We start from the raw sequence: 17,494 nt of genomic DNA, 5'->3' as shown, positions 1-17,494 counted from the left end.
GATGGCAGCATGAACGCGTCCGGAATCGCCCGGCAGTCGATCGCCTCGCGAGTCCTGAAGCAGTTGGAGGCATGGCCGGAGTGTCAGGCCGGGGATGCGGCATGCGGCAGCGGAGCGGGCATCACGGTGGGGGCGCGGCAGATCCTGCATCTGCACACCGGCGACGAGGCCGAACTGTGGCTGACCGTCTCGCTGATCGAGCGTATGCGCCCCGCCTTGGAGACGTCTCCGCAGGTGGCGCTGGAACCGCAGCGAGACTGGATCGGCATCCGCCTGGAGACCGAGGACGACGCAGACCTGCTCGTGTCACTTTTCAGCCTGGCCATCAAGGCGCACGCCGGGCAGGAGGTGCAGCCCGCGGCGTCGCGGTGCCTGGCCGGCTGAGGGCCGCGCTTGATTTGAAAATCGTTATCGTTACACTCGGTTTGCGCGGTCGCGCCAGTGCCCCGGCGCGGCCGTGCATCACTCCTGCGGGTCGCTCACCCGTCCGATGCCGCACAGGAACCACGTGGGCAGGTCGAGCGCCCGGCTCGCCATCGTGGCGTCGTGGTCGGGCCGCCACTCGTCGAGCCTGACCACTCCGGGGTCGAGCAGCTCGAAACCGTCGAAGAACCCGCTGATCTGGGAGCGGGTTCGCAGAGTCACGCTCGAACTGGCCTTCTGGTAGACCGCGGCGCCCTCCTGGGCGGAGCCCGCCCGCTCCTCGGCGGTCACGTGCGACAACACGAGGTAGCTGCTGGGGGGAAGGGTGTCGCGGAGCCGGGCGACCAGTTCGGCCGGCCGGTCGCCGTCGGGCAGGAAGTGCAGGACGGCCAGCAGCAGCACCGCCACCGGCTCGGAAAAGTCGATCAAGGAGAGCAGTTCGGGGTTGTCGAAGATGGTCTCCGGCTCCCTGAGGTCGCCCTCGATGCTCACGGTGTTGGTCGCGTTGGACAGCAGCGCCCTGGCGTGTGCGAGCACGACGGGATCGTTGTCCACATAGACCACACGGGTGCCGGGGTCGATCTGCCCCGCGATCTCATGGACGTTGCCCTCGGTGGGCAGCCCGGTGCCGATGTCGACGAACTGGCGGATGCCGGCCTCGGCCGCGAGATGCCTGACCGCCCGGCGAAGGAACGCCCGGTTGCGCCTGGCCAGCTGTCTGGCTTCGGGGGCCACGGCGAGGACGCGCTCGGCCGCCTCCCTGTCGACGGCGAAGTTGTCCTTGCCGCCCAGGAAGTAGTTGTACATGCGGGCCGCGTTGGGGATGTGCACGTCGATGCCCGGGGGCAGGGCCGCGTCCTCAGCCAAGCAATCTCTCCTTTATGCGGATCTACCGCGAGCATAGGGGTCGATCGCTGGAATTCAAATGAATTGAGTGAGGATGGCTCACGATTACGGCGATATCGGTGAAATGCCGACAAATGTCGTTGAATGGCGATAATCGCGTCAATCGCACGGCAGGCCCTGCCCCCGCCACGGGCTAGTTGGGGTTGTCGCCGTGAGTGAGCGTCTCCCACGCGACGAAGAGGTTGTTGGTCCCGGCCGGGCGTTGCTGGGGGGCCATGGCCGCAGGCGGCGCTCACGCGGGGGGTGTTCGGCTGCGTGAACCGTGCGCGCCTTTGTGAACGGCCATGGCGATCAAAAGTTAGAGTTGTCAGGAAATTCGGTCAAGGCCCAAATCTGACGTCAGATGGCGTCCCACGGCACGGACTCGTAGAGCTCGCGCACCGCCGCCACGACGTCGTCCCCGGTGGGAAGGACGATGTCGTCGATCCGGCCGACCCGGGCGACGCCGTGGGAATTGGTGACGAGGACCGCCGCGTAACCCGCGACGTCCTTCAGGTGCACCGGCGCGTGGCGGGAGGCGATCCCGATGTCCGGCAGGCGGGGCTCGAGCAGTTGCATCGTGATGCCGGCCAGGTGAGGCGCGTCGGGCCAGATGACGGACGTGCCGTCGAAGAAGCCGATGTTGGTGATTCCGCCCTCGGTGACGACCCCGCCGGGGCCGGTCAGCAACGCGTCGTCGAAGCCCTCGCGACGGGCAAGGCGGCCGTAGTAGGTCTGCCCGAAGCCGCCCAGGTGTTTGATGTGGGCGCCCGGCCGCAGGTGGGAGACCGACATGAGGCTCTGCGGCCCGTGTGCCGGTGGAGCGGGCGGCCGCACGGTCACCAGGAGCGTCGCGGCGTCGGAGCCGTCCGGCCAGTACACGTGGACGCGCACCGACGCGTCGGCGGGGCCGTCCTTCAGGGCGTGGCGGATGCGGGTGCGTACCAGGTCGCCGTCGAGGCCGTCGCCGAACAACTCGCGGGTGGCGGCGTCGAGCCGCGCGAGATGGAGGGCGAGGCCCCGCGTCCTGCCACTCCTGACCTGCATGGCGGTGAAGTGGCCGTAGGCGGGCAGCACGGTTTGGAGGTCGTCGGCGGTCGGGGGACGGCCGTCGACCTCAATTCGCATTGAGGGGTTCTGTGCCGGAGCTGTCACGAACATCGGTAATACCCGTGCTGATCGGCTCATTCCCAAAAGGGGTGCGGGGCCGTCCCCAGGGCAACATTGGCAGGCCGTGCCGTACGCGCAGTGCGGACCACAGGGCGGGGGCGGCGACGAGCACGCCGACGAGCAGCCACACGGTCGCGGTGGTGCCGACGCCGAACATCTTCAGCGCCGAGGCGAGCAGCACGAACGCCAGCACCGGGCGCACCAGTCCGCTCGGCGCGCGGGAGGAGATGCGCGAGCCGATGTAGACGCCGGGGATGGACCCGGCGAGCAGCGCCGTCGTGATCGACAGCTGGAAGTCGCCGAACAACAAGTGTCCCAGCGCCGCCGACATGACGAGCGGCACCGCCTGGACCAGGTCGGTCCCGACGAGCTGGTTGGCCTTGAGCGCCGGATACAGGGCGAGCAGCGCCACGATGATCAGCGAGCCCGATCCCACGGAGGTCATGCCCACCACCAGGCCGCCGACGACGCCTACCAGCACCGTGGGAACCGGCCGCGCGGACACCGAGGGCAGGTCGGTCGCCGCCATGCCGTCCGGGCGGTCCCGCATGGCGAGATAACCGCGTACGGCCAAGCCGGCGGCGGCGATCAGCAGTGCGACGCCGAGGGCCCACTGGACGACGACCTGGACGTCCTCCCCGTCGCCGAGCGCGCGGGCGAGCAGCACGCCGCAGAACGCGGCGGGCACCGAGCCCGCGCACAACCAGCCGACGAGCTTGAGATGCACGGTGCCGTGGCGCAGGTGCACGAGGCTGCCGACGGGCTTCATCACGGCGGCGGCCACGAGGTCGCTGGAGACGGCGGCGAGGGGCGGGACGCCGAAGAAGGTCACCAGCATGGGGGTCATCAACGCGCCGCCGCCCATGCCGGTCAGTCCGACGACGATCGCGACCAGGAACGAGCCGATCGCCATCGCGTAGTCGAAATGCACCTGTGAATCCTACCAAAACCATCGGAATAATCGACTATCGATTGTGAGATGGATCACGTTCGCGGCGTGTCACGCCGGGCAGGGCCCGCCCGTCCTGTCTCCGGTGTCCTCCGGCAGGCGGGGGCGGGCTCATCAGGAGGGCGGACGGGACAACGTGCTGGCCTTCCTGGCCGGGCTCGTCTCCCGTTATCCGATGGGCGAGGTGCGGGCCGCCGAGGTCAACGGTGAGCCCGCCCTGTGGACGACCGTCGACGGCCTGCGGCAACTCGTGGCCGTCGAGATCAGGGACGGGCTCATCCACACCGTCTCCGCCGTGCTCAACCCCGACAAGCTGGCCTGGGCCGAGGAGGGTTAGCCGAGACGGCGCACCGTGCCTCCGATCCGCGCGAGGTCGGCGGCCTTGCCCTCCGGGGTGACGGCCGCCGTGCCGTCCAGGGAGACGCCCGCGCGCACGGCCGAGTCGAGGAAGGCGTTGACGCCCTTGACGACGAAGTCGTCGATCCGTCCGCCGGCGATCCGCACGACGGCGGCGCCTCCGCGGGCGGTGACGACCTCGACGAGCCCGTAGGGGGTCTGGATCGCCATCGATCCCTCGTTGCCGGCGGACACCAGCACCGTCAGGTAGGAGACGTCGCGGTCCGGGTGCACGCGCAGGTACGCGTCCGCCTCACCCCTCACGACCTTGACCACGCTGTCGGTGTCCTCCCCGCCGGCGTGCGCCCCAGCGTCGGCGAGGACGGTGCACGGCCGGAGGTGCTCGTCGAGCGTGGGGGCCGGCCCGTCGAGGACCACCCGGCCGCCGTTCGCTGCATAGTCGGCGAGCAGTTGCTGCACGCCGGCGTGCATGAAGGATCCGCCCGGTACGGTCACGGAGGGGTGCGCGGACAGCTCTTCGGGCGTGACCGTCTCCAGGTCGACCAGGGCGTAGTCGAGGCCGGCGGCGCGCATGCGGGCGTGGAAGGCGAGCAGCGCGCGTCCGCATCCGGGCGCGTCCTCGGCTCCGCGCGCCCAGGCCCCGATGCCGGCGTAGGGCAGGTACAGCCCGAAGGCGCCGCCGGTGACCGGGCGGCTCTCGAGGAACTCCTCGCCGTGCGCGGCGAAGAAGTCGGCCAGCCAGCGCACCGTCTCGGCCTTCGGCGTCACCTCTCCGTTGGCGCCGATGGGCGAGCTGTCCGGGTACGGGTACTCGTGCGCCGAGTCGAGGTCGCGGTCCCAGCCCGAGGTGGCCGCTCCCGTGTAGACGTTGAACCCGGTCGCGCCCGCGGCCAGCGCGAGCAGCGTCTGGTGGTAGCTCGTCGTCGCGTCGGCGTAGGCCCGGTCGTACAGCTCGGAGAATCCCCAGTTCTCCTCCATGTTGGGGCCGGGGAACAGCTTTGCGGCGATCACGTAGCGGGCGTGCGCGTCGGGGTCGGCCGAGACCACGCCCATCCAGTTGGTGAACCCGTAGGCGATGTCGCCCCACGTCCGCGGGCGCACGCGCGTGAGCCAGTCGTCCAGGTCGGCGATCGTCGGCGGGTTGAGGTTCACGACCGTGGGCACGCGGCAGGCGACGGCCTCGTTCCACAGGCGGTAGACCTCCGCGAGGTATTCGGCGTGGAAACGGCCCCAGTCGGCATGGGCCTGCTGCTCGTGCGCGCTCGTGGGCGACGTCCACGACCGGGGCGGCTCGATCTCGTCCCACGAGGTGACGGCCGTCGCGTGGAGCCGGTTGTACTCCTCGGGCGTGCCGTACCAGCGGGCGAGGCAGGACCGGAAGAACGCCAGGCCGGAGGCGCTGTAGTCGTAGGCGGACACGGGGAGCGCGCCGCTGGTGAAGATGCCCTCGTTGGCGATCTGCATCATGATGACCGGGCCGTCGGGGTAGGTGACGGCGTCGAGCACCTCCTTGCCGACCGCGGCCAGCCACTGCGTGACCCGGCTCAGGAACTCGGGGGCGAGGGGAGCGGGCAGCGGCCGTCCGGGGCGGCCCGCGCCGTCGGACCAGAGCGACGGCTCGCCCGCCGCGTCGAGCAGCGGCTCGACGGCCGGGTCGCGCGAGGGGTCCACCCAGTCGGGAAGGCCGCCGTAGGTGGTCTCGGCATGGATGAAGGGACCCGGCTTGGCGATCACCTTCATTCCGAGCTCGTCACAGAGCCGGAAGAACCCGACGACGTCGCGGGCCGGGTGCGTGCGACCCGTGAAGTCGGGCGCCTCGTCGGCCACGGGCTGGTGGTGCCGCCACGGGAGATAGCAGGTGATGACCTCGACGCCCATGTCGTCACGCATCGCACGCAGCCGGTCGGCCCAGGCCGACGGCTCGTCCCGATAGTAGGGATAGTCGGCGGTGACGAGGACGCGTGGGCTGCCGTCGACGCGGACGACCCCGTTGCTGATTTCGATGCTCAACCCGGCCTCCGAAACGCAGTTAATTTTCGCCTTAGATTAACTAGGGTCTCCTGGGTGGGTCAACGGATCGGTCTGGCACTCTCACCAGGGTTGACAGACTTAGACCAAGAAGCAAAATAAGTACGGATCCGGCTGGGAGGGAGCACCATGGGACCGTCGCCTACGAGACGCACGGCACGCGACCTTCGGCGGGCCAACCGGATCGACGTCCTGCGGCAGCTCTACTTCGGGGGCCCCACCAGCCGGCTGGAGATCGCCAGGCGCACGGGCCTGAGTGCGGCCACGGTCACCAACGTCGTCGCCGACCTGATCGCCGACGGCGTCGCCCAGGAGGCGGGCCAGCTCATGTCCGAGGGGGGCAGGCCCGCCGTCCTGGTCCGCGTCGATCCGGCGCACCGGGCCGTGGTCGGCGTCGACGTCGGCGAGACCGCCGTGAAGGCGGAGGTCTTCGACCTCACGCTCAATGCGCTGGCGACGGCGGAGCTGCCCCTTGGCGGGGGCGACCTGTCTCCGGGCCGCCTCGTCGCCCTGGTCGGCAGGGCCGTACGGCAGGCCAGGGAGCAGGCCGGAGTGGAGATCGGCGAGGTGATCGGCGCCGGGGTGGGCGTGCCGGGAACCGTGGAGATGGACGGCGCGGGGATGGGCGGCGCGGACGGGCGGCGGGACGGCTTCGTCCACGCGCCGAGCGTCGGATGGGAGCGCGTACGGCTCAGCGGCCTGCTGGCGGCCGAACTCGGCATGGACGTGCTGGTGGACAACGGCGCCAAGACGATGGGCCGGGCCGAGGCGTGGTTCGGCGCGGGCCGGGGGGTCAGGCATCTCGTCGTGGCGCTGATCGGCACGGGCGTGGGAGCCGCCGTCGTCACCGACGGCGAGGTCTACCGGGGCGCGGGCAACGCGGCGGGCGAGTGGGGGCACACCACGGTCGTCATCGACGGCGCGCCGTGCCGGTGCGGCGCCACCGGATGCCTGGAGGCGTACGTCGGAGCTCCGGGCATCCTCGCCCGCTGGGCCATCGCGTCGGGCCGTGACCGCGACTGGTCCGACGAACGGCGGGGCATCGAGGAGTTCGCGGCGGCTGTCGGCAGGGGCGAGCACGCGGCCGTGGCCGTCATGGACGACACCGCCCGCTATCTCGGCGTGGCGACGGCCAATCTGATCAACCTGTTCGACCCGGAGAAGATCGTGATCGGGGGCTGGGCCGGGCTGGTCCTGGAGCCCTACCTGATGGGGCCGACCATCGAGGAGACCCGCAGGCACGCGCTGGCGCCCGCCGCCCGCCGGGTGTCGTTCGAGCGGTGCGGGCTCGGACCCGACGCGGTGGCGCTCGGCGCGGCCACGCTCATCGTGGAGCGCTTCCTCGCGAGCGGCGGCGCGCCCTCGAATTGATTGAGGCCATGAGGTCGAGAGCGGGCCATCGGCTCCGACGTCCGGCCCCTATCTGGACGGGCGGCGATATGTGAGGGTGTCCGGAAGGATCTTCCGGATATTTCTCGCTATGGAGGCGTCTTGGCCGTCAAAGCCGTCGTTTTCGACATCGGTGGGGTTCTTGAGATCGATCCTCCTCTCGGCGTGAGCGCGAAATGGGAGGAGAAGCTCGGTCTCGAGCCCGGCGAGATCAACCGGCGGGCGGGCGACCTGTGGCGCGACGGGGCGGTGGGCGCCGTCTCCGAGGAGGAGGTCCACCAGGGCCTGGCTGAGATCTTCGCCCTGGACGCGGCCACGGTGGACGCCTTCATGGCCGACATCTGGGTGCAGTATCTGGGCACGCTCAACGAGGAACTCGCGGCGTACGCCACGAGCCTGCGCCCGCGCTACCGCACGGCGATCCTCAGCAACAGCTTCGTCGGGGCCCGCGAGAAGGAGCAGGCCGCGTACGGGTTCGGCGAACTGGTGGACTTCATCGTCTACTCGCACGAGGTCGGCATGTCCAAGCCGGACCGCCGCATCTACGAGCTCACCTGCGAACGGCTCGGCGTGCTTCCGGAGGAGACGGTGTTCCTCGACGATGTCGAGGCGTATGTCGAGGGTGCCCGCGAGGCGGGCATCCACGCGGTTCTCTTCAAGGACAACGCGCAGGCGATCTCCGAGATCGACGCGCTCCTGCGCTGAACCCCCGGGGCGGGGCCGGGAACGCCCGGTCCCGCACCAGGGAGCTTTCTTTAGGGGTGACCGTCCGCCCCGCACTTGATGATCGGGCGGATGCAGTCGTTCACGCGGCGCGCCATCTCGGCCTCGGGCCAGGCGTTGAAGAAGTCGCCGTGCATCGTGAACCCGGGACCCGACGCCAGCCGGAAGTGCGACGGGTCGCCGTTCACCGGGTAACGCAGCACCTGCCGCAGCTTCGGCACCGGCACCGGGTGCGTCGCCGGGCACTGGCCACCCACCGGGTAGGCCATGTGGCTCTTGTGGTCGGCCGAGTCGAGGTCCCTGCCGTTCCAGCATTGCGGGAAGTCGAGGTACGACTCGAGCATCGTGCCCGCCGGGCAGTTGACGAAGTCCTTCCCGGGGTCGACCTGGCCGGCGTGCAGGCACGACCAGCGCGCGATCGTGGTCGAGTCGGGCGCGGTCGCCTTCGCGTTGCCGGCCACGATCCGCAGGCCCAGCGGCATGGGCTGCGTCTGGGCGATGATGTCGTCCCGCACACCCTCACCCAGGTAGTAGAACGTCGTGATGACCGGCTCGACCGGCACGTCGTCCTTGTACAGCGTCGGCACCCAGTAGGCGGACTTGTCGACCGCCGGGTTGCAGTTGCTGTTGGCGTTCTGCAGGCTCGCCAGCGTCGAGCTCGCGTTGGTCGTCGTGCTGCCGAAGAAGCTGTGCATGTGCGACGCGCCCGGCAGGCCCGGGAAGATGATCGGGTCGTCGGGCAGCCGGTGGCTGAACGGGCAGTCGGCCAGGAATTCCGCCACCCGCACGATGGGGCCGCCGCCCCCGGCCGGAGGCGGCGTGCCGCCTGTGCCGAAGATCTGGAACTCCCACAAGGACACGCCGTACGGCGTGGCGCGCTGGGTGGTGGAGAGCCGGACGTAGCGGCCGGTGCCGGACACGTTCAGCGTCTGGTTGCCGCCGGTCGCGGTGGTGGTGGAGTAGACGGTCGTCCAGCTCGTGCCGTCGGCGGAGGTCTGGATCTGGAAGGCCTTCGCGTATGCGGCCTCCCAGTTCAGCACGACCTGGTTGACGGTGGCGCTCGCGCCCAGGTCGACCTGCAGCCACTGGGGGTCGGAGAAGGCGCTGGACCAGCGGGTTCCGAGGTTGCCGTCGACCGCGGCGGAGGCGGGTGTGCCGCCGTTCTCGGTGGACGAAGCGGTGACCGTGTGCCCCTGGGAGAGCGGAGGCGCGGCGGCCTCGGCCTTCGGCAGGAACACGGCGGACGCGCCGAGGAGCCCGATCAGGGCGGCGGCCAGCGCCGCCAACCGTAGTCGAGGGACATGAGCGGGCAGGGACATGGTGACCTCCAGGTGGGGGGTGGGGTGGCCCGGGGGAGGGGTCTCGGGCCACCGGCTGGATCACTGGAAGTTCAGTTTTCGATCACTGGTAGACGCGCACGTAGTCGACGAGCATCCGCGACGGGAACGGCGTGGACGCGTCGGGCGGCCCGGGCCAGTCGCCGCCGACCGCCAGGTTGAGGATCAGGTAGAACGGGTGGTCGTAGACCCACGGGCCGCGGGTCGCCTCGACCTGGTCCTTGCTGAGCGTGAACACCGTCTGGCCGTCGAGCGTGTAGACGATGCCTTTGCTGTCCCAGTTGGCGGCCCACACGTGGTAGTCGGCGGAGAAGTCCGCGTTCCCCGGCAGCGTGTACGGCGAGCCGATCCCGCCGCCGCCGTTGTAGGCGGGCGCGTGGATCGTCGAGTAGGCCGTCTTGGTGTCCTTCCCGAGGATCTCCATGATGTCGACCTCGCCGTTGTACGGCCACGGCCGCCCGGTCAGGAAGTCGGAGCCCATCATCCAGAACGCGGGCCAGAAGCCGTTGCCCTTGGGCACCTTGATCCGGGCCTCCACCCGCCCGTAGGTGAAGGTGAACTTGGTGCCGGTGTTCATCCGGTGCGAGGTGTACTGGCAGGTGCCGCCGGGACAGGCCGAGCCGGGGGTCGTCTCACGGCGGGCCTCCATGACGAGGCTGCCGTTGCCGTCCATGGAGGCGTTGTTGTTGTTCGTGTAGTACTCCAGCTCGTTGTTCGGGCCGGTGCCGGTGTCGGTGGTCCACTTGGCCGGGTCGGGCTTGCTGCCGGCCGGGCCGTTGAACTCGTCGCTCCAGACGAGCTGCGGAGGGTTGCGCGGGTCCGGGGGCAGCGGGGGCGGAGCCGTCGGGGCGCCGCCGGTTCCCCAAACCTGGAACTCCCAGAGGGAGTATCCGTAGGCCGTGGCGCGCTGCGTGCCGTACATGCGGACGTAGCGGCCGGTGCCGTTGACGGTCAGGGTCTGCTTGAACCCGGTTCCGGTGGTGGTGGAGTAGACCGGGGTCCAGTTGGCCGCGTCGGGCGAGGTCTGGATCTGGAAGGCCCGGGCGTACGCCGGGTCCCACTGCAGGATGACCTTGTGGATCTGCGCGGTCGCGCCGAGGTCGACGTAGATCCAGCCGGGGTCGACCCAGCCGGTGGTCGAGCTGGTCGCCCAGCGCGTCGCCGGGTCGCGGTCGAAGGCGCGGGCGGCGATGCAGTTGCCGCAGTTCACGTCGTTCTGCGTGGTGGAGGCCACGCCGGGTTTGTTGTACGACAGCAGCACGTCGCCGCCGGGATCCGGTGTGGGCGTCGGGGTGGGAGTGGGGGTCGGCGTGGGCGTCGGCGTGGGGCCTGACCCGGTGCGCACGGACAGGGAGAACAGCGAGTAGCCGAACGCCGTGGCCCGCTGGGTGCCGTAGACACGGACGTAGCGGCCGGTGCCGCTCACGTCGAGGTTCTGGGTGCCCCCGGTGCCGGTGGTGGTGGAGTAGATCGTGGTCCAGGTGGCCGCGTCGGGCGAGGTCTGGATCTGGAATGCGCCGGCGTAGGCGGCCTCCCAGACGAGGCCAACGCCGCAGAGCTGCTTGGACGAGCCGAGGTCGACCTGCAGCCACTGCGGGTCGCTGAACGCGCTGGACCAGCGGGTGCCGGCGTCGCCGTCCACGGCGTTGGCCGCCGGGAAGACGGCGCTCTGGGTGGAGGAGGCGGTGGCGGGGCGACCGCGGGCCGCGTCGTCGGTGCCGCAGCCCGCCGGGCCGCCACCGGGGCCGAACACCTGGAACTCGAGCAGTGAGTAGCCGTAGGGGAGGGCGCGCTGCGTGCCGTACATGCGGACGTAGCGGCCGCTGCCGGTCACGGCGAGCGTCTGGGTGCCGCCGGTTCCCGTGGTGGTGGAGTAGACGGTCGTCCAGTTAGTCCCGTCGGCGGACGTCTGGATCTGGAAGGCCTTGGCGTAGGCGGCCTCCCAGTTGAGCACGACCTGGCTGACGGTCTGGACGGAGCCGAGGTCGATCTGGATCCACTGGGGGTCGCTGAACGCGCTCGACCAGCGGGTCGTCAGGCTGCCGTCGACGACGTTGGAGGCGGGGAACGTGGCGTTCTCCACCGAGGACGCGGTGACCGTTCTGCCCTGCGAGATGAGGGTGTCGGCGGAGGCGGCGGGAACGAGGACGAAGCACGTCGTGATGAGGGTGATCGCCGTTGCGATCAGTAAGCCCAGACGGCGAATGCCCGGGCTGCGGGATGAACTCACGGGGTCTCCTTGGAGGGGGCCGGGGGGTTCAGGGAGCGCTCCCGAGGCTGAGCGTCCTACCTGTGGATAACAACTGTCAAGAACCCAGTTAACCCGGCCGAAATTCAGCGCACATCCCAAATCAATGGCGAGTTACATCCTGAGAGCGCTCTCGGATCTTCGCAATCGGGCGCTATTGGGCAGCATGAGCTGCATTTATGTACACGGAGCCGAGAAACCGCTCTCTCGTCCGTAACCGCCGAATGTTCCGCAGGTATCCACCATTGTTACAACGGGACCCTTGACACGAAATGCCGCCGGAATCCACTCTGCGATAGAGCGCTCCCTACAAGATCACTAAGGGGCCCAAGGAGGGTTCTATGGGCAAGCTTCGCCCCGGACGCATCGCCCCGATGCTCGCCGCGGTTTTGTTGGCCACCTCAGTGGCGGCCTGTGGCGGCGGCTCGAACGAGCCCGCGGCTTCCGGCGCACCGGCCGAGAAGATCAAACTCACCGTGGCGCTGTTCAGCGACTTCCACTTCGCGCCGATATACGAAGAGTTCAAGAAGGCCCACCCCAACGTCGAGATCGTCGAGCGCAGGGCGCAGTTCAACGACCACCACAAGAACCTCACCACCCAGCTCGCGACGGGGGCGGGGGCCGCCGACGTGGTCGCGGTCGAGGCCGGATACATCGCCACGTTCACCCCGCTGGCGGATAAGTTCTACGACCTCAACCAGTACGGCCTGAACAAGCGGCAGGCCGACTACCTCGACTGGAAGTGGAAGCAGGGGCTGTCGCCCGACGGGTCGAAGCTGCTCGGCCTGGGCACCGACATCGGTGGCCTCGCCATGTGCTACCGCACCGACCTGTTCAAGAAGGCGGGCCTGCCGACCGACCGTGACGAGGTCTCCAAGCTCTGGCCCACGTGGGAGGACTACTCCAAGGTCGGCGCGGACTTCGTCGGCAAGGTGAAGGACGCCAAGTGGTTCGACGGGCCGGGTGAGAACTTCCGCGCCATGGTCGACCAGGCCCCGGTCGGGTACTACGACACGCAGAACAACCTCGTCGCCGGGACCAACCCCGACGTGCGCAAGGCATGGGACCTGTCGGTTCAGATGCTCCAGGCCGGGGAGTCGGCCAAGCTTCTGGCCTTCAGCCCGCCGTGGAACACCGGCCTGACCAAGGGCTCCTTCGCCACGATCATCTGCCCGTCGTGGAAGACCGGCAGCATCAAGGACGCGGCGCCGACCACCTCCGGCAAGTGGGACGTGGCGGCCGTGCCCGGCGGCGGTGGCGGCAACCAGGGCGGCACCCACCTCATGGCGCCCAAGCAGGGCAAGCACCCCAAGGAGGCGGCCGAGCTGATCGACCTGCTCACCAGCAAGGACAACCAGCTCAAGCTGTTCACCGACGCCGGCGCCCTCCCGTCGATCCCCGCGCTCTACGACGACCCGACGATCACGGGCTTCACCAACCCGTTCTTCAACAACGCGCCCACCGGCAAGATCTTCACCGATGCGGCCAAGGCGCTGAAGCCGCAGTACGTCGGGCCGAAGGCCGGTGACGTCCTCACTGCGTTCGGCAACGCCCTGCAGCGTGTCGAACAGGGCAAGCAGCAGCCCGAAGCGGCGTGGCAGCAGGCCCTGCAGGACCTCGAACGGATCAAGTAGCTCGCCAGGCGGCCGGTCCGGCGTCGCCGGTCCGGCCGCCCAGATCGATCTCACGAACCAAGAGAGGACCCGCTGTGGCCACCCGTGCCCCCGACCGCTCCACGGCGGTTTCGCGCCACAGGTCCGAACGACTCAGCCGGCAGCTCGCGCACCGGCTCGACGTCAAGGCTTCGCCGTACGCCTATGTCGCCCCGTTCCTGTTGCTCTTTTGCGCTTTCGGGCTGTTCCCGCTGGTCTACACGGCCTGGGTGAGCCTGCACGAATGGACTCTGCTGTCCGACGTCCACAAGTTCGTCGGCCTGGACAACTTCACCTTCCTCCTCGGCGACTCCTACTTCTGGAACGCCACCTTCAACACCCTGTCCATCGGCCTGGTGTCGACGGTTCCGCAGCTGCTGCTGGCCATATGGCTGGCGCACCTGCTGAACCGCCCGCTGCGCGCCCAGACCCTGTTCCGCGTCACGCTGCTGCTGCCCAACGTCACCAGCGTCGTCGCCGTCGTCGTCATCTTCAGCCAGCTCTTCGGCCGTGACTACGGGCTGATCAACTGGGTGTTGTCGTGGTTCGGCGTCGGCGCCATCGACTGGAACGCCGGCACGGCGACCTCGCACGTCGCCATCTCCACGATGATCATGTGGCGCTGGACCGGGTACAACGCGCTGCTCTTCCTGGCGGCCATGCAGGCAGTGCCGCGCGAGCTCTACGAGGCCGCCACCATCGACGGCGCCTCCGGGTTCAAGCAGCTCAGGAAGATCACCATCCCGATGATCAAGCCGACGATCGTCTTCGTCGTCATCACCTCGACCATCGGGGCGATGCAGGTCGTCGCCGAACCGCTGTTGTTCGGCACCTACAGCCCCACCGGCGGACCCGACCGCCAGTACCAGACTCTCGCGCTGTTCATCTACGAGAACTTCACGAAGCTGGACTTCGGCTACGCCTCGGCGATCTCCTGGATGATGTTCGTCTTCATCGTGATCATCGCTGGCGTCAACTACCTGCTCACCCGCCGCTCGGGAGGGAACATCACGTGATTCCTCGGTTGGGTGCAAGCAAGACCCGTACTCTCACCTATCTCACGCTGATCGCCGTGGTGTTCTTCTCGGCGCTGCCGTTGTACTACAGCGTGGTCGTCGCCTCCCGCGACAACTCGGCGCTGGCCGACGTGCCGCCGCCGCTGTTCCCCGGAGGCAACTTCTTCACGAACGTGGAGAACGTCTTCACCACCGTCCCGTTCGCGCTGGCCCTGCTCAACTCGATCCTGGTGGCGGGCTCGATCGCGATCTCGGTCATGTTCTTCTCCACGCTGGCCGGGTTCGCCTTCGCGAAGTTGCGCTTCCGCGGCCGCAACGCACTGCTGCTGATCACGGTGGCCACCATGATGGTGCCGACGCAGCTCGGCATCATCCCGCTCTACCTGATCATGGTGAAGCTGGAGTGGACGGGCTCGATGTACGCCCTCATCGTTCCCGCCCTGGTCAACGCCTTCGGTGTCTTCTTCATGACGCAGTACCTGTCCCGGGCGCTGCCGACCGAACTGCTCGAAGCCGGGCGGGTCGACGGGTGCACCACCTGGGGCCTGTTCTGGCACGTGGTGCTGCCGGTGGCGCGCCCGGCGGCCGCGGTGCTGGGCATGCTGACGTTCATGTCGGCCTGGAACGACTACTTCTGGCCGCTGGTCGTGCTCACTCCGGAGAACCCCACCGTTCAGGTGGCCCTGTCCTCGCTGGCCGCGGGATACGTCAGCGACTACGCGCTCAGCCTGACCGGGACGACGCTCGGCACGTTGCCGCTCGTGATCGTTTTCGCCCTGCTCGGCAAGCAGATCATCGGAGGAATCATGCAAGGAGCTGTCAAGGGATGACCATCACCACCGTCAAGACTCGGGGGCAGGCGCTGGTCTTCCCTGACGGTTTCCAATGGGGCGCCGCGACGGCGTCCTATCAGATCGAGGGCGCGGCCCGGGACGACGGCAGGGGGCCGTCGATCTGGGACACCTTCTCGCATACCCCTGGCCGGGTGGCCACGGGGCACACCGGCGACGTGGCGTGCGACCACTACCACCGCTATGCCGACGACGTGCGGCTCATGGCCGACCTCGGCCTGGGGGTTTACCGCTTCTCGGTGGCCTGGCCGCGGGTGCAACCCGACGGCTCCGGGCCGACCAACACGCGCGGCCTGGACTTCTACGACCGGCTCGTCGACCGGCTGCTGGATGCCGGGATCACGCCCTACGTCACCCTCTACCACTGGGATCTCCCGCAGGCCCTGGAGGACCACGGGGGCTGGCCCGTCAGGGACACCGCCCACCGCTTCGCCGACTACGCCCTCGCCGTACACGCCCGGCTGGGCGACCGGGTGAAGACGTGGACGACCCTGAACGAGCCGTGGGTCTCGGCCTTCCTCGGATACGGCAACGGCGTGCACGCGCCCGGCCGTACCGACGCGGCGGACGCGCTGCGCGCCGCCCACCACCTGCTGCTCGCCCACGGCCTGTCCACCGCGGCGCTGCGCTCGGCCGGTGTGGAGGAGATCGCGCTCACCCTCAACATGTCGCCGATCGTCGCGCAGGGGGCCGGGGAGGCCGACGCCGAGGCGGCGCACCGGGCCGACATCCTGCTCAACCGGCAGTTCCTCGACCCGGCGCTGCGCGGCACGTACCCCGCGGAGCTGCTGGAGATCGTCGAGCGCAGGGCCGGGCTGGGCCACATTCACGATGGCGATCTCGACCTCATCCACCAGCCGATCGAGCTGCTGGGCATCAACTACTACAACCCCACGTACGTCATCGCGAAGCCGGGTGAGCCGGCCGACCCGGCCTGGCCGGGCAGCGAGGGCATCGGCTTCATCGGGTCCGACGAGCCCACCACCGCGATGGGATGGCCGATCAGCCCCGACGGCCTGACGTCCCTGCTCGTACGGCTCTCGCGGGACTACCCCGAGGTGGGCCTGGTCGTCACCGAGAACGGCGCCGCCTTCGACGACGTCGTCGCCGGCGACCGGGTGCACGACAGCGACCGGGTGGCCTACCTCGACGGGCACCTGCGCGCCGCGCACGCCGCGATCGAGGCGGGCGCCGACCTCCGCGGCTACCTCGTGTGGTCGTTGCTGGACAACTTCGAGTGGCACGACGGGTACCACCGGAGGTTCGGCCTCGTGCGGGTCGACTTCGGCACCCAGCAGCGGCTGCCGAAGGACAGCGCGCTCTGGTATCGGGGGGTCATCGAACGGAACGGCCTGGCCTGAGCAGGCCCCCTCTCACGGAAGACGGAGATCATGCTGGACGAGCTCGTGACCCGTGAGCCGGCATGACGAAACGGCCCACTCTGGAGGCCGTGGCCGCGCGAGCAGGAGTCTCCCGCGCCACGGTCTCCAGAGTCGTCAACGGCGAGGCCACCGTCACGCCCGGCATCCGCGACGCCGTGCTGCGCGCCATCAACGAGTTGGGTTACGTGCCCAACCTCGCGGCCCGCAGCCTCGTCACCCAGCGGACCGACTCGGTGGCCCTGGTCGTCTCCGAGCCGCCCACCCGGGTGTTCTCCGACGACCCGATGTTCTCCACGGTGATCCGCTCGGCCAGCGCCGAGCTGGATGCTGCCGACAAGCAGGTCGTGCTGATGCTCGTCGGCGACCGCACCAGCCACGGCCGGGTCGAGCGGTATCTCACCGGCGGGCACGTGGACGGCGTCATGCTCATCTCGATGCACGGCGCCGACCCGATCCCCGCCGCCCTGGCACGCATGCGCGTGCCTGTCGTGTCGTACGGCAGGCCGGCCGTCAACGTCCCCCTGCCGTATGTGGACAACGACAACATCGGAGGGGCTGAGGCGGCCGTCCGGCACCTGCTCGAACGCGGACGGCGGCGCATCGCCACCATCGCCGGGCCTCCGGACATGATCGCCGGACAGGACCGGCTGACCGGGTATCGCACGGTCCTGCGCGACTCCGACCGCCGGTCCATCGTGGCCGTCGGCGACTTCACCAGGGAGTCGGGCGCGAGTGCGATGCGGCAACTCCTGCGGGACGACCCGGAGCTCGACGCGGTCTTCGCCGCCAACGACCTCATGGCGATCGGCGCCCTGCGCACGCTGCGCGAAGCCGGCAGGCGGGTCCCCGACGACGTCGCCGTCGTGGGCTTCGACGACATCGAGGCCGCGAGTTACAGCGAGCCCGCGCTGACCACCGTGCGCCACCCGTTCCGCGAGCAGGCCGCCGCCATGGTCGCGCTGCTGCTTTCCCTGCTCAAGGGAGGCCCGGCCGTACCGGTGATCCTGCCGACCGAGCTCGTCGTCCGCGAGTCCGCCTAGGCCCCCTCGAGGTTGTCCACAAGGCAGGCGAAGCTGTCATGTGC

Annotated in this window: 15 protein-coding genes; 9 read left to right on the top strand and 6 right to left on the bottom strand. The window is 69.3% G+C overall.

Annotated elements, in window-relative coordinates:
* The first annotated feature begins 9 nt into the window (after positions 1-9).
* On the top strand, positions 10-384 hold the full coding sequence (locus tag Pth03_RS34795) for a luciferase domain-containing protein (RefSeq protein ID WP_203948720.1): 375 nt from the start codon (positions 10-12) through the stop codon (positions 382-384).
* Between the two features lie 78 nt (positions 385-462).
* Here Pth03_RS34795 and Pth03_RS34790 read toward each other — a convergent pair whose 3' ends face one another.
* The 3 genes from Pth03_RS34790 to Pth03_RS34780 all read right to left on the bottom strand — a co-directional run bounded on the left by Pth03_RS34790 (position 463) and on the right by Pth03_RS34780 (position 3,409).
* Positions 463-1,290 carry an SAM-dependent methyltransferase gene (locus tag Pth03_RS34790; protein ID WP_239119595.1) on the bottom strand — a complete coding sequence of 276 codons (828 nt, stop codon included), beginning with the start codon at positions 1,288-1,290 and terminating at the stop codon, positions 463-465.
* A 378-nt stretch (positions 1,291-1,668) separates the two neighbouring features.
* The gene (locus Pth03_RS34785) at positions 1,669-2,436 is read right to left on the bottom strand and encodes an aminotransferase class IV (RefSeq protein ID WP_239119594.1); all 768 of its coding nucleotides are present in this window, start codon (positions 2,434-2,436) and stop codon (positions 1,669-1,671) included.
* The gene (locus tag Pth03_RS34780) at positions 2,426-3,409 is read right to left on the bottom strand and encodes a sulfite exporter TauE/SafE family protein (RefSeq protein WP_239119593.1); all 984 of its coding nucleotides are present in this window, start codon (positions 3,407-3,409) and stop codon (positions 2,426-2,428) included. The genes Pth03_RS34785 and Pth03_RS34780 overlap by 11 nt, the downstream gene beginning before the upstream one ends.
* 43 nt (positions 3,410-3,452) lie before the next feature.
* On the opposite strand from Pth03_RS34780, the gene Pth03_RS34775 reads away from it, so the two are divergent.
* Complete coding sequence (locus Pth03_RS34775) at positions 3,453-3,764, top strand: sigma-70 family RNA polymerase sigma factor family protein (protein WP_203948718.1); 312 nt, start codon at positions 3,453-3,455, stop codon at positions 3,762-3,764.
* Here the strand turns inward: Pth03_RS34775 and Pth03_RS34770 are convergent.
* Positions 3,761-5,794, bottom strand: a complete 2,034-nt coding sequence (locus Pth03_RS34770; protein WP_203948717.1) for a beta-galactosidase — start codon at positions 5,792-5,794, stop codon at positions 3,761-3,763. The genes Pth03_RS34775 and Pth03_RS34770 overlap by 4 nt on opposite strands.
* 147 nt (positions 5,795-5,941) lie before the next feature.
* Here Pth03_RS34770 and Pth03_RS34765 point away from each other — a divergent pair, with 147 nt between their 5' ends.
* Both Pth03_RS34765 and Pth03_RS41800 read left to right on the top strand, forming a co-directional pair.
* A complete protein-coding gene (locus Pth03_RS34765; protein WP_203948716.1) occupies positions 5,942-7,183 on the top strand; it encodes an ROK family transcriptional regulator in 1,242 nt (413 codons plus the stop codon).
* Between the two features lie 120 nt (positions 7,184-7,303).
* On the top strand, positions 7,304-7,906 hold the full coding sequence (locus tag Pth03_RS41800) for an HAD family hydrolase (protein WP_239119592.1): 603 nt from the start codon (positions 7,304-7,306) through the stop codon (positions 7,904-7,906).
* A gap of 50 nt (positions 7,907-7,956) precedes the next feature.
* Here the strand turns inward: Pth03_RS41800 and Pth03_RS34755 are convergent, their stop codons facing one another.
* Together Pth03_RS34755 and Pth03_RS34750 are read right to left on the bottom strand one after the other, a co-directional pair.
* Entirely contained in the window at positions 7,957-9,243 is a 1,287-nt protein-coding gene (locus Pth03_RS34755) for a DUF1996 domain-containing protein (protein ID WP_203948715.1), read from the bottom strand.
* Between the two features lie 82 nt (positions 9,244-9,325).
* Positions 9,326-11,491 carry a discoidin domain-containing protein gene (locus Pth03_RS34750; RefSeq protein WP_239119591.1) on the bottom strand — a complete coding sequence of 722 codons (2,166 nt, stop codon included), beginning with the start codon at positions 11,489-11,491 and terminating at the stop codon, positions 9,326-9,328.
* A gap of 359 nt (positions 11,492-11,850) precedes the next feature.
* Between Pth03_RS34750 and Pth03_RS34745 the strand changes: the two genes are divergently transcribed.
* From Pth03_RS34745 to Pth03_RS34725, 5 genes are all read left to right on the top strand, one after another.
* A complete protein-coding gene (locus Pth03_RS34745) occupies positions 11,851-13,143 on the top strand; it encodes an ABC transporter substrate-binding protein (protein WP_203948714.1) in 1,293 nt (430 codons plus the stop codon).
* Positions 13,144-13,217: 74 nt separating this feature from the next.
* Positions 13,218-14,177 carry a carbohydrate ABC transporter permease gene (locus Pth03_RS34740; protein ID WP_203948713.1) on the top strand — a complete coding sequence of 320 codons (960 nt, stop codon included), beginning with the start codon at positions 13,218-13,220 and terminating at the stop codon, positions 14,175-14,177.
* A gap of 8 nt (positions 14,178-14,185) precedes the next feature.
* A complete protein-coding gene (locus tag Pth03_RS34735; protein ID WP_239119590.1) occupies positions 14,186-15,007 on the top strand; it encodes a carbohydrate ABC transporter permease in 822 nt (273 codons plus the stop codon).
* Entirely contained in the window at positions 15,004-16,389 is a 1,386-nt protein-coding gene (locus tag Pth03_RS34730; RefSeq protein WP_203948711.1) for a GH1 family beta-glucosidase, read from the top strand. The genes Pth03_RS34735 and Pth03_RS34730 overlap by 4 nt, the downstream gene beginning before the upstream one ends.
* Positions 16,390-16,451: 62 nt before the next feature.
* Positions 16,452-17,450, top strand: a complete 999-nt coding sequence (locus tag Pth03_RS34725; protein ID WP_203948710.1) for a LacI family DNA-binding transcriptional regulator — start codon at positions 16,452-16,454, stop codon at positions 17,448-17,450.
* Positions 17,451-17,494 lie beyond the last annotated feature (44 nt).

It is taken from the genome of Planotetraspora thailandica, assembly GCF_016863335.1.
Lineage (GTDB): Bacteria > Actinomycetota > Actinomycetes > Streptosporangiales > Streptosporangiaceae > Planotetraspora > Planotetraspora thailandica.
The sequence above is the reverse complement of the archived record's forward strand: the minus strand, read 5'-3'. Positions and strand labels throughout refer to the sequence as shown.